Origin of the sequence: Caballeronia sp. INML3B (assembly GCF_023631305.1) — a bacterium.
Classification (GTDB): Bacteria; Pseudomonadota; Gammaproteobacteria; order Burkholderiales; family Burkholderiaceae; genus Caballeronia; species Caballeronia turbans.
The window spans coordinates 1-12,746 of record NZ_JALQDI010000033.1; the positions used below are offsets into that span (position 1 = coordinate 1).

9 protein-coding genes and 1 pseudogene are annotated in these 12,746 nt (G+C 62.1%); 6 read left to right on the forward strand and 4 right to left on the reverse strand.

Features of this window, described 5'->3' with window-relative positions:
- The 4 genes and pseudogenes from NCS58_RS13595 to NCS58_RS13610 all read left to right on the forward strand — a co-directional run.
- A pseudogene (locus NCS58_RS13595) lies at positions 1-132 on the forward strand (phenylacetic acid degradation protein); the annotation flags it as partial.
- An 83-nt stretch (positions 133-215) separates the two neighbouring features.
- A complete protein-coding gene (locus NCS58_RS13600) occupies positions 216-1,016 on the forward strand; it encodes a DUF1835 domain-containing protein (RefSeq protein ID WP_250538576.1) in 801 nt (266 codons plus the stop codon).
- A gap of 33 nt (positions 1,017-1,049) precedes the next feature.
- Entirely contained in the window at positions 1,050-1,652 is a 603-nt protein-coding gene (locus NCS58_RS13605; RefSeq protein ID WP_061120323.1) for a TetR/AcrR family transcriptional regulator, read from the forward strand.
- Between the two features lie 289 nt (positions 1,653-1,941).
- Entirely contained in the window at positions 1,942-2,538 is a 597-nt protein-coding gene (locus NCS58_RS13610) for a GNAT family N-acetyltransferase (RefSeq protein WP_250477206.1), read from the forward strand.
- A gap of 73 nt (positions 2,539-2,611) precedes the next feature.
- On the opposite strand, the gene NCS58_RS13615 is transcribed toward NCS58_RS13610, so the two are convergent.
- The gene (locus NCS58_RS13615) at positions 2,612-3,115 is read right to left on the reverse strand and encodes an Lrp/AsnC family transcriptional regulator (protein ID WP_061120321.1); all 504 of its coding nucleotides are present in this window, start codon (positions 3,113-3,115) and stop codon (positions 2,612-2,614) included.
- Between the two features lie 147 nt (positions 3,116-3,262).
- Here NCS58_RS13615 and hppD point away from each other — a divergent pair, with 147 nt between their 5' ends.
- Positions 3,263-4,366 (forward strand): 4-hydroxyphenylpyruvate dioxygenase, encoded by a 1,104-nt coding sequence (gene hppD / locus NCS58_RS13620; protein WP_061120320.1) that lies wholly within the window; start codon positions 3,263-3,265, stop codon positions 4,364-4,366.
- A gap of 106 nt (positions 4,367-4,472) precedes the next feature.
- Here the strand turns inward: hppD and NCS58_RS13625 are convergent, their stop codons facing one another.
- Positions 4,473-4,682: a hypothetical protein gene (locus NCS58_RS13625; RefSeq protein WP_061120319.1), complete on the reverse strand. Its 210-nt coding sequence runs from the start codon at positions 4,680-4,682 to the stop codon at positions 4,473-4,475.
- A 346-nt stretch (positions 4,683-5,028) separates the two neighbouring features.
- Between NCS58_RS13625 and NCS58_RS13630 the strand changes: the two genes are divergently transcribed.
- Positions 5,029-8,613, forward strand: coding sequence for an indolepyruvate ferredoxin oxidoreductase family protein (locus tag NCS58_RS13630; protein ID WP_250538577.1), 3,585 nt, complete (start codon positions 5,029-5,031; stop codon positions 8,611-8,613).
- A 120-nt stretch (positions 8,614-8,733) separates the two neighbouring features.
- Here NCS58_RS13630 and NCS58_RS13635 read toward each other — a convergent pair whose 3' ends face one another.
- A complete protein-coding gene (locus NCS58_RS13635; RefSeq protein ID WP_250477176.1) occupies positions 8,734-11,007 on the reverse strand; it encodes an NADP-dependent malic enzyme in 2,274 nt (757 codons plus the stop codon).
- A gap of 256 nt (positions 11,008-11,263) precedes the next feature.
- Complete coding sequence (locus NCS58_RS13640) at positions 11,264-12,505, reverse strand: MFS transporter (protein WP_250538602.1); 1,242 nt, start codon at positions 12,503-12,505, stop codon at positions 11,264-11,266.
- Positions 12,506-12,746 lie beyond the last annotated feature (241 nt).

A 12,746-nucleotide genomic window follows, 5' to 3' on the forward strand; every position in this document is an offset into this window, starting at 1 on the left:
GTGCTCGAAGGCGAAGTGAAGATGGAAAAGAACTACACGCTCGAACAACATGAAATCGATGACGGCTTCGTGCTGACTTGCCAATGTCATCCGGTGAGCGAGCGGGTGGTCGTGAGTTTCGACGAGCGCTAGATCCAGCCGGACGCCATTCGATTCGCGTAAACTAGGACCGTTCACCCAAGCGGTCCCTTCGTCCTTCCGGCATCCCGACACCGATGAACATGATTCACGTCACGAATGGCGATTGCGCGGCCCAAGCCCTCACGGAAGCCTTGCGGCGCGCCGAACGCGCGGAGCGCGTCATCGCGCTGCGCGACGATCTCGCCGTCGGTCCGATCAGGGACATCGACGAATCGCCGCTCATGCGCGCGACGTTCTGGCGTCAGGTTCTGAACAGCGGCATCGACTTCGAGGGCGAACTCCGAGCACAGCAGGCACTATTCGGCCGCCTTGCGCGCGGCGATGAACAGGTCGTCGTGTGGCATGGCCAGAGCGCGGCCGATCAGCTCACCTTGCGACGGGTCGCCTATCACCTGCGCAACGCGCCGCAACGTCTGAACGAAGCAAAGCTCACTCACGATGATCTGACGATTGCGACCGACGCGAGCGATCCCGAACGCGTAGGCCGCGCCGACCGCGCGACGGCCGTCGGGATGTTTTCGCCGAAGCAACTGCTCGCGAAGCTGCCGAGCGCCGCGCCGATTTCCGTGCTGCGCATCAGCCGGCTCGCGCTCGAATGGCAGGAAGCGAAACATGCCAACGCCGACACGCGCCGCCTGCGCGACAACATGCTGATTTCGGGAACGTGGATCGACATCGACGAAGCCTTGCTCGACCTCGCCGGTCCCGAATGGAAACCGGCGCGCGAGATCGCCGGCGCGGCGATGGGACAGCGCTTCGATTTCATGCTCTCCGATTCCGTCGCATTCTGGCGCTGCCGCGAACTCGTTACGGCGGGACGGCTTAAAATCCGCGGCACGCCGTCCGAGATGAGTCAGGCCGAACTGCGCCGCTGAACCTATACCTAAAAGAACGCACTTTTCGAACACATGGCCCGTACCAAAGCGCCCGATCACGAGACGCAACGCGAACAGATCCTCGAACTCGCCGCCGCGAAATTTGCCCAGACGAGCTATCCCAGCACCTCGATGGCCGATCTCGCCGCCGCGAGCGGCACGTCGAAGGCCCGCCTCTATCACTATTACGTGAGCAAGGAAGCGATCCTCTTCGATCTGCTCGACCGCTACACCAAGCGCCTGATGCTGATCATCGCGGAAGTGGAAGGCGCCAGTCAGCGGCGCGGACTGAGTGAGCGCGAGGCTTTCGCCGATCTCGTACGCGCGTTTCTCGCCGAATACGAGACGTCGCACAGCCGGCACGTCGCGCTTCTGAACGATGTGAAGTACCTGGAACAGGCGCAGCGCGAAATCGTCCTCGACCGGCAGCGCGACATCGTGGCGGCCTTCGCGCGACAGCTTGCGCGAGCTTATCCGAAACGCGCGACGAAGGACGACCAGACCGCGCTGACCATGATGGTGTTCGGCATGATCAACTGGACGTTCACGTGGCTCAAACCCGGCGGCAAGCTCGGCTACCGCGAGTTCGCGGAACAGGTGGTCGATATGATCGAAAACGGACTCAACGGCGACTAATCTGATGTTGCAACACAGCAAACCCTCCGGACGGCGAATTGTCGCTTCTGCGCAATGTATTTAAGTGACTGATTTTTCATGATTTAAGTTCTTTTCAGTACGTGTTTAGAAGGTGTGGTCTAGGAAGTTTTAAGGGTTTTCCCGTATGCGTTTCTCCGGAATCGGCTAAAATTCGTTTTGCTTTGCAGCATGCTGCATCACGAATGACGGAGAAACGACCATGGAACTGACCATCAACCGCACTGCCGAGCAAATCGTCGCGCACGATCAGCCGCTCAAAGACGCGCGCATGCCGGTTCTCGTCCGCGAGTTGTCCTCGGCAGATCGCGAGCGTCTCCTCACTCACTTTCTCGCTCTCGATGAAGACGACCGTCTCCTGCGCTTCGGCCAGCTCGTGCCGGATCACGTCATCGAGAACTATGTCCGCAATATCAACTTCACGAACGACACGGTGTTCGGCGTGTTCGGTGGCGCGCTCGAATTGATCGGCGTTGGCCATCTGGCGTACCTGCCCGCCGAGGGCGACAAGCGTACAGCCGAGTTCGGCGTGTCGGTGCTCGAAAGCGCACGCGGCCGTGGCATCGGTTCGAAGCTTTTCGAGCGTGCCGCCATGCGCAGCCGCAACACGCACGTGTCGGTGCTCTATATGCACTGCCTGTCGCGTAATTCGACCATGATGCACATCGCGAAAAAGTCGGGCATGAAGATCGAATACGCTTACGGCGAAGCGGATGCTTATCTCTCGCTCGCGCCGGCGGACCAAACCAGCATCGTGGCCGAAATGCTTCAGGAGCAGGCCGCCGTGTTCGACTACGCGATCAAGCGCCAGGCGCATCGCGCGTCGCAGGTTTTCCAGGCGTTCATTCCGGCAAAAGACGCCGCGTAATCAGCTTCGAGAACAGCGCGGGGATGCGCTGCGCGCGGGACCAACAAGGGCGGCACTGACCGCCCTTCGTCTTTTAACGCAGCGGCAGAACCGTCGTTTCCTTGATGCGCTCCAGCGAGAAGCTCGAGCGCACATCGATGACGGACGGATGGTGCAGCAACTCATCCTGCACGAAGCGCGAAAAGTCATCCATGTCGCGCACTTGCACGCGCAATAGAAAGTCCATCTCGCCGGTCATCGCGTCGCAGGCGACGACCTCCGGCCATGAACGCACCGCTTCGCGAAAGAGATCGCCGTGCGTCGGCGCTTTCGGCGTGCCTGCGGCGGCCTGCGTGCCGCCGCGCTTTTCCAGGCGCACGTTGATGTACGCGAGCAGGCCAAGCCCGAGTTTCTTCGCGTCGAGCAAGGCGACATAACCGCGGATCACGCCGATTTCCTCCAGCCGCCGAATGCGCCGCAAACACGGGCTCGGCGACAAATTCACGCGATCCGCGATTTCCTGATTCGACAGCCGTCCATTTTCCTGAAGAATGGCCAGAATTCGGCGGTCAATCGTGTCCAATTCAAGCTCAGCCATTTCGTAGCTCCTCGCCGCTGTAAATTGGCAGCATCGTGCGCAATCTTATGAATCGCCGGTTTGTTTCGCAAGTTTTTGCCAGTGCCGCCTGACTAAACTGTCTCCACGTCGCGCACATCGCGCCGCATCTAAGATCAGGAGACATGCATGACCGCAACGACCTGGGAGAATCCCGTCGGCACCGACGGCTTCGAGTTCATCGAATACACCGCACCGGACCCGGTCGCGCTCGGCAAGCTGTTCGAGCAGATGGGCTTCACTGCGATCGCGAAGCATCGTCACAAGGACGTGACGCTCTATCGCCAGGGTGAAATCAACTTCATCGTCAACGCCGAGCCGGATTCGTTCGCGCAGCGCTTCGCGCGCCTGCACGGTCCGTCGATCTGCGCGATCGCGTTCCGCGTCGCCGATGCCGCCAAGGCGTACAAGCGCGCGCTCGACCTCGGCGCATGGGGCTTCGACAATAAAACCGGCCCGATGGAGCTGAACATTCCGGCGATCAAAGGCATCGGCGATTCGCTGATCTACTTCGTCGACCGCTGGCGCGGCAAGAACGGCGCGCAGCCGGGCAGCATCGGCGATATCAGCATTTACGACGTCGATTTCGAGCCGATTTCGGGCGCGGAGCAGAATCCGGTGGGCCACGGACTGACCTATATCGATCACCTGACGCACAACGTGCACCGCGGCCGCATGGTCGAGTGGGCGGAGTTCTACGAGCGGCTCTTCAACTTCCGCGAAGTCCGCTATTTCGATATCGAAGGCAAGGTGACGGCGGTGAAATCGAAGGCGATGACGTCACCGTGCGGCAAGATCCGCATTCCGATCAATGAGGAAGGCTCGGAGAACGCGGGACAAATTCAGGAATATCTCGACGCGTATCGCGGTGAAGGCATTCAGCACATCGCGCTCGGCACCGGTGACATCTACAGCACCGTCGACGGCCTGCGCGGCGCGAACATCGCGCTGCTCGACACTATCGATACATATTACGAGCTCGTCGATCGCCGGGTGCCGGGTCACGTCGAATCGGTCGCGGAGTTGAAGAAGCGCAAGATTCTGATCGACGGCACCAAGGACGAAATCCTGCTGCAGATTTTCACGGAAAACCAGATCGGGCCGATCTTTTTCGAGATCATCCAGCGCAAGGGCAATCAGGGCTTCGGCGAAGGCAACTTCAAGGCGCTCTTTGAATCGATCGAACTGGATCAGATGCGCCGCGGCGTGCTGAAGGACACGACCGCAGGTTGAACGCACCGCAACGCGGGCATTAAAAAGGGACATGGACCGCGAAGGTCCATGTCCCTTTGTTCATTCAGGCGGCCCGCCCCAGTCAACACGGACCGCGAAGAGCGGGTCAGCCCGCCGTCTCGTCGTCGCTGCTTTCCGATTCACGGCGCTTTTGAGCACCGGCCTGAACCGACTGAACGCGCATTTGCGCGACCTGTGCAACCGACGACGCCCCGAACGGCGAGGCACTATTCGCGCGTGCGCCGCCAATCGGCGCGCTGATGGCGAAAAAGGCCGCCGAAACCATCAAGACATTCTGGATGTGGCGTTGTTTCATCGTTATCTCCTTCTAACTGCATGTGTACGGCTCGCTTTCGGATGCCAAAATGTGCACAGAAAAATTGCACGGGAACTCCGGAAGCGACCTTTTAGACAGCGATGCGCGACAGGGTTCCGCCGCTCGGTCGAATTTACACGCTGTAACAAAACGCTCCCGATGGCGGTCAAATCGTCAAGGATCTGACGCAAAGCCTCGGTAAGTGAGGAATTTTTAACGGGTTTGTACCAGTGCCTGAAAGATCACCGCACCGGCAAACTTGAAGTCCCGGCCTACGCATTCACAAGATGAAACGGCCCGAAACATGCTTTGGTGATCCCAAACCTCGGGTGGAGGAAGACACATAATGAACGCCCCGCTAGATGCAGAACAAAGAGCTTCGCTAGAAGCCGCATTGAAGTCCGTCACGCTAGACGACAAATACACGCTCGAACGCGGCCGCGCCTACATGAGCGGCATCCAGGCCCTGGTGCGCCTGCCGATGCTGCAACAAGAGCGCGACAAGGCCGCCGGTCTCAACACCGCCGGATTCATCTCCGGTTACCGCGGTTCTCCCCTCGGCGGTCTCGACCAGTCGCTCTGGAAGGCGAAGAAGCATCTCGCCGGCCATCAAATCGTGTTTCAGCCGGGCGTGAACGAAGATCTCGCCGCCACCGCCGTGTGGGGCTCGCAGCAAGTGAACCTGTACCCGAGCGCCAAATACGACGGCGTCTTCTCGATGTGGTACGGCAAAGGCCCGGGCGTCGACCGTTCCGGCGATGTCTTCAAGCACGGAAATTCCGCCGGATCGGCGAAGTACGGCGGCGTTCTCGTGCTCGCCGGCGACGATCACGCCGCGAAATCATCGACGCTCGCGCATCAGTCGGAGCACATTTTCAAGGCGTGCGGCCTGCCGGTGCTGTTTCCGTCCAACGTGCAGGAATATCTCGACTTCGGTCTGCACGGCTGGGCGATGTCCCGCTACTCCGGCCTCTGGGTCGCGATGAAATGCGTGACGGATGTCGTGGAGTCGTCGGCATCGGTGGATATCGATCCGCATCGCACGAAGATCGTGCTCCCGACCGATTTCGCGATGCCCGATGGCGGCCTGAACATCCGCTGGCCGGATCCGCCGCTCGTGCAGGAAGCGCGTCTGCTCGACTACAAGTGGTACGCCGCGCTCGCCTACGTGCGCGCGAACAAGCTGGACCGCGTGGAAATCGATTCGCCGCATGCGCGCTTTGGCATCATGACCGGCGGCAAAGCCTATCTCGATGTCCGTCAGGCGCTGACCGATCTCGGCCTCGATGACGCGACGTGCGCGCAAATCGGCATCCGTCTCTACAAGGTCGGCTGCGTATGGCCGCTCGAAGCGCAAGGCGCGCAGGAATTCGCGCGTGGGCTGGAAGAGATTCTGGTCGTCGAGGAAAAGCGCCAGATTCTCGAATACGCGATCAAGGAAGAACTCTATAACTGGCCGGATGCGCAACGTCCGCGCGTGTACGGCAAGTTCGATGAAAAAGACGGCGCAGGCGGCGAATGGTCCGTGCCGATGGGCAACTGGCTCTTGCCCGCGCACTACGAGCTGTCGCCCGCGATCATTGCGAAGGCCATCGCGACGCGCCTCGAAAAATTCGATTTGCCCGCCGACGTGCGCGCGCGCATTGCGACGCGTATCGCCGTGATCGAAGCGAAGGAGAGGTCGCTCGCGCGGCCGCGCGTCGAGGCGGAACGCAAACCGTGGTTCTGCTCGGGCTGCCCGCACAATACCTCGACGAACGTGCCGGAAGGCTCGCGCGCGATGGCGGGCATCGGCTGCCACTACATGACGGTCTGGATGGACCGCAACACGAGCACCTTCAGCCAGATGGGCGGCGAAGGCGTCGCGTGGGTCGGCCAGTCGCCGTTCTCGAACGACAAGCACGTTTTCGCCAATCTCGGCGACGGCACGTATTTCCATTCGGGCCTGCTCGCGATCCGCGCGGCGATCGCAGCGAAGGTGAACATCACCTACAAGATTCTCTATAACGATGCCGTCGCGATGACCGGCGGCCAGCCCGTCGACGGCGTGCTGACCGTTCCGCAGATCACGCATCAGCTCGCGGCGGAAGGCGCGGCGAAGATCGTCATCGTCACGGATGAGCCGGAAAAGTACACGGCGAGCGTCGGGCTGGCGCCGGGCATCGACGTGCATCATCGCGACAAGCTGGACGATATTCAGCGGCAACTGCGCGAGGTGGCGGGCACGTCGATCCTGATCTACGACCAGACCTGCGCGACCGAGAAGCGCCGCCGCCGCAAGCGCGGCGCGTTCCCCGATCCGGCGAAGCGCGTCGTCATCAACGAAGCGGTGTGCGAAGGCTGCGGCGATTGCTCGGTGAAGTCGAACTGCCTGTCGGTCGAGCCGCTCGATACCGAGTACGGCACGAAGCGCCAGATCAATCAGTCGACGTGCAACAAGGACTACTCGTGTCTGAACGGCTTCTGCCCGAGTTTCGTGACGGTGGAAGGCGGCCAGTTGAAAAAGCCGAAGGCGACGAGCATCGCGAGCGATGCGATGTCGCCCGTGCCGACGCCCGAGCTTCCGGAGATCGCGCGGCCGTATGGCGTGCTGGTCACGGGCGTCGGCGGGACGGGCGTCGTGACGATCGGCGCGCTGCTCGGCATGGCGGCGCATCTGGAGCAGAAGGGCGTCACCGTGCTCGACGTCACCGGCCTCGCGCAGAAAGGCGGCGCCGTGATGAGCCATGTGCAGATCGCCAACCGTCCGACCGATATCCACGCGACGCGTATCGCGATGGGCGAGGCGGATCTCGTCATCGGTTGCGATGCGATCGTCACCGCGAGCAACGAATGCGGCTCGCGGATGCAGCCCGATCACACGCGTGTCGTCGTGAACAGCGCGCAGACGCCAACCGCCGAGTTCATCAAGAACCCGAACTGGAGTTTTCCGGGCGCGAGCGCGGAGGCGGATATTCGCGCGGCGGCGGGCCAGCATGTCGCGCTCGTCGATGCGAACCGCTTCGCCGTCGCGCTGATGGGCGATGCGATCTATACGAATCCGTTCGTGCTCGGGTTCGCCTGGCAGAAGGGTTGGGTGCCGTTGCGGCATGAGTCGCTGGCGCGCGCCATCGAGCTGAATGCGGTGCAGATCGAGAAGAATCTCGCGGCATTCGAATGGGGCCGTCGCGCGGCGCACGATCTCGAAGCCGTGCGCCGTCTGGCCGATGCGCAGCACGGCGTACAGGAAGCGCCGGGCAAGGTCATCGCGCTGCATACGCCGAAGGCGCTCGACGCGCTCATCGACAAGCGTCTCGACTATCTCGCGAAGTATCAGAACACGGCTTACGCAGCGCGGTACGGACGGCTGGTTGCCGAAGTGCGCGCGAAGGAAGCGGCGCTGGGTTCGGGCGACGGGCAGTATCCGCTGACCGAGGCCGTCGCGAAGAACCTGCACAAGCTGATGGCGTACAAGGACGAATACGAAGTCGCGCGTCTTTATGCCGATCCGGTGTTCCTCGACAAGGTGAAGAACAGCTTCGAAGGCGACTGGAAGATCAAGATGCATCTCGCGCCGCCGAGTTTTTCGAAGAAGGACGCGCACGGGCATCTGGTGAAGAAGCAGTACGGTCCGTGGATGATGTCGGCGATGCGCGTGCTCGCCAAGCTGAAGTTCCTGCGCGGTACGGCGCTCGATCCGTTCGGACGCACGGAAGAACGGAAGATGGAACGGGCGTTGATCGGCGAGTACGAGGCTCTGGTGCGCGAGTTGATCGGCGGACTGACGGCGCAGAACCTGCAACTCGCCGTCGAACTCGCGAATCTTCCCGATTCCATGCGCGGTTATGGGCACATCAAGGACAACAACGTGAAGGCCGCGAAGATCAAATGGAATGCGTTGCTTGCGCGCTGGCGGAATAACGAAGGCGGGGAAAAGCGGCAGGTGGCCTGATTCTGGTTGGGTCACGCTCGAAGGCGGTTCGCGAGGTCGACCATCGAGCGAACCGCGTCAATAAAAAAACGGCGATCCGGTCACCCGGATCGCCGTTCCTCTTCCCAACGCGATGTCGCGTTACTTCGCTACGCGCGCATTCGCGCTCGCCACCGCCGTCATATTGATGATCCGGCGCACGGTCGCCGCCGGCGTCAGGATATGCACCGGCTTCGAAGCGCCGAGCAGGAACGGCCCGACGGTCACGCCCTCGCCGCTCACCATCTTGAGCAGGTTGTAGGTGATGTTCGCCGCTTCGACGTTCGGCATGATCAGCAGATTCGCCTCGCCATGCAGTGTGGTCCCCGGGAACGAAGCCTTGCGCACAGCTTCGGAAAGCGCCGCATCGCCGTGCATTTCGCCGTCGATTTCGAGTTCCGGCGCACGCTCGGCGATCAGCTTGCGCGCGTCCGCCATCCGCTTGCTCGACGCGCTCTGCACGCTGCCGAAGTTCGAATTCGACACCAGCGCGACCTTCGGCTGAATCCCGAACCGTTCGATTTCGCGCGCCGCCAGAATCGTCATGTCGGCGAGCTGCTCGGGCGTCGGCATTTCGTTGACGTACGTGTCGCTGATGAACAGATTGCGCCCTTGCAGCATCAGCAGATTCATCGCCGCGAAGTTGTTCGCGCCTTCCGCCTTGCCGAGCACCTGATCGATGAACTTCAGGTGATCCTGATACGTGTCGATGAGACCGCAGATCATCCCGTCCGCGTCGCCGGTGTGAACCAGGATCGCGCCGATCAGCGTGTTGAACTTGCGCAGCGCGGCCTTCGCGCTTTCGGGCGTCACGCCCTGACGCGCGGCGATCTCGTGATACGCCTGCCAGCTCTTCTGATAACGCGGATCGTCTTCCGGATTCACGATCTCGAAATCGACGCCCGGCTTCAGCTTCGAGCCCATCTTCTGCAGACGCATTTCGACGACAGCCGGCCGCCCGATGATGATCGGCTTCGCAATCTTCTCGAGCAGCACGAACTGCGCGGCGCGCAGCACCCGCTCGTCCTCGCCTTCCGCGAACGCGATGCGCGCCGGCGCAGCCTTCGCCGCCGCGAATACCGGACGCATCACCATGCCCGTGCGATACACCGTCGCGCCGAGCGTCTCGCGATACGCGTCCATGTCGTTGATCGGGCGAGTCGCGACGCCGGAATCCATCGCGGCTTGCGCCACGGCCGGCGCGATCTTGATGATCAGGCGCGGATCGAAGGGCTTCGGAATCAGATATTCCGGGCCGAATTCCAGCGAATGGCCTTCGTAGGCCTTCGCGACTTCATCGCCCTGATCGGTTTCTTCCGCGAGTTCGGCGATCGCGCGCACGCACGCGAGCTTCATCTCTTCGGTGATCGTCGTCGCGCCGACGTCCAGCGCGCCGCGGAAGATGAACGGGAAGCACAGCACGTTGTTGACCTGATTCGGATAGTCCGAACGGCCTGTCGCGACGATACAGTCCGGACGCACCCGCTTCGCTTCTTCCGGACGAATTTCCGGCTCGGGATTCGCCAGCGCGAGAATCAGCGGCTTGCCGGCCATCGTCTCGACCATTTCCGCCTTCAGCACGCCCGCGCTCGAGCAGCCTAGGAAGACGTCGCAACCGTGCATCGCATCGGCGAGCGTGCGCGCGTCGGTCGTAGCCTGATAGCGCTCCTTCGATGCATCCAGATTGCCGCGGCCTTCGTAAATCACGCCCTTCGAATCGACCACGAGCGTGTTCGACTTCTTCAGGCCGAGGTGGACGAGCAGGTCAAGACACGCGATCGCCGCCGCGCCCGCGCCCGAGCACACGAGCTTCACTTCGTCCAGCTTCTTGCCGACCACTTTCAGGCCGTTGAGAATCGCCGCCGATGCGATGATCGCCGTACCGTGCTGATCGTCATGGAAAACGGGAATCTTCATGCGCTCGCGCAGCTTCTTCTCGATGTAGAAGCATTCGGGCGCCTTGATGTCCTCGAGATTGATGCCGCCCAGCGTGGGCTCGAGCATCGCGATCGCATCGACGAGCTTGTCCGGATCGGTTTCCGCCAACTCGATATCGAATACGTCGATGCCCGCGAACTTCTTGAAGAGACACCCCTTGCCTTCCATCACCGGCTTGGCCGCGAGCGGGCCGATGTTGCCGAGACCCAAAACGGCCGTGCCGTTCGTCACGACGCCGACGAGGTTCGCACGCGACGTGTACTTCTGCGCGTCGAGCGGCTCATCGTAGATCGCCATGCACGCGGCCGCGACGCCCGGCGAATACGCGAGCGACAGGTCGAGCTGGTTGGAAAGCGGCTTGGTCGGTGTAACCGAAATCTTGCCGGGGCGAGGATTCTGGTGATACGCGAGGGCACTTTGCTTCAGTTGTTCGTCCATGATTTGACCTGAGACGTTTGAGAATTATTTGAACAGGGTTCACACCGCCGTCGACCGTGTTGCAATGAATGCGGGAATGTGAATCGATGGACCAAGATTCATGTGCTCGGGGCGTCGGATAGACGCAACGTGCCGCTCGTCGGGATCGAACGAGCAGACGGAGCCTTTGGTTTTTTTTGGGACATTCAGTGTACACCGCGCACTTGAAATGACGCGATGCAACGTTTCAGCGCAGTTTCATCCGGCGACGATGCGCTCAGTCGAGGGCCGCGCCGCGTTTTTCGGGAATGAGAAAGAGCGTCGCAACGACGTCGAGCAGATAGATCGACGCGAGGAATGCGAGCGCCACCGCGAACGAATAACGCGCGGCCAGCGCGCCGACCGCGACCGGACCGAGTCCACCCACCGCGCGCCCGATATTGAACAGCACGTTCTGCGCGGTCGCGCGCGCATCGGTCGGATAGATCTCGGAGATCAGCGCGCCGTAGCCGCCGAGCATGCCGTTGACGAACACGCCCATCACCGCGCCGCCGATCAGGAGCGCCGCCGGGCTCGTCAAACTGGAATAGACGAACACCATCGCGACCGCGCCAAACTGGTAGACGAGAAACGCCGGTTTGCGCCCGAAGCGGTCCGCCGCCAGACCGAACAGCCAGATGCCGAACGCCATGCCGAGCACGGTGGACGCGGTCCAGAGGCCGGATTTCGTCAACGAGTAGCCGAACGTCTTCGACAGATAGCTCGGCAGCCAGATCATCAGCCCGTAATAACCGAAGTTCTGCACCGAGCACAGGACGATCACGCCGAGGCTCGCGCGCGCCGTACGGGCGTCGTCGAAAAGACGCCTGAGCGGCAACTTGCGGGCGGCGGCGGTTTTCGCAGCCGCGCGGCGTTCGGTGAACAACGCGGGTTCGTCCACGCGTCGCCGCACGAAAAACGAGACGACCGCCGGCAGCAGCCCGACCGCGAACATGCCGCGCCAGCCGATCACGGGCAGCAGCATCGGCGTGATGAGCGCGGCGGCGAGCACGCCCAGTTGCCAGCCGATCCCCACATACGACGACACGCGGGCGCGCAGCCGCGCGGGCCACGCCTCGGCAACGAGCGCCATGCCGATCCCGAACTCGCCGCCCAGGCCGATCCCGGCGATGGTGCGATAGATCAGCAAGTCGCCGTAACCCTGCGCGAGCGCGCACATGCCGGTGAAGACGGCGAACACGAGAATCGTCCAGGTCAGCATGCGCACGCGGCCAAAGTAGTCGGACAGCATGCCGAACACGACGCCGCCCGCGACGGCCCCGGCGAGCGTCCAGGTGACGAGCGCGCCGGATTGTGCGGGCGTGAGATGCAGGTCGGCGGCGATCGCGGGCAGCATGAAGCCTAGGATCAGCAGATCGAAGCCGTCCATCGCATAGCCGAGCATGGACGCGACGAGCGCCTGCAGCGCGTGGCGGGTTGGCGCGGCGGCGGAATCGTTCGTGGAGGAAACAGATGTCATCGAGGTAAAGAAGGGTATGCGCAGCGCCGCGAGTTTACGCGTGAGCACCGCGCTTTCACAACCTGCAAACAATTCGCCCAGGCACGCCGGCTCAGGTAAAATGCCGGGCTAGCTGTGCCTGGGGCGGCACCAGGCGCTGAAGCGCCGAGTCCCGCCGACACGCGCGCAGGGCATGCGAAGAAGCCCTCCGGAAGGAATGCTCGCTTCGCACCGAACCCATGCGCCAAGGCCCTCGCGGCCG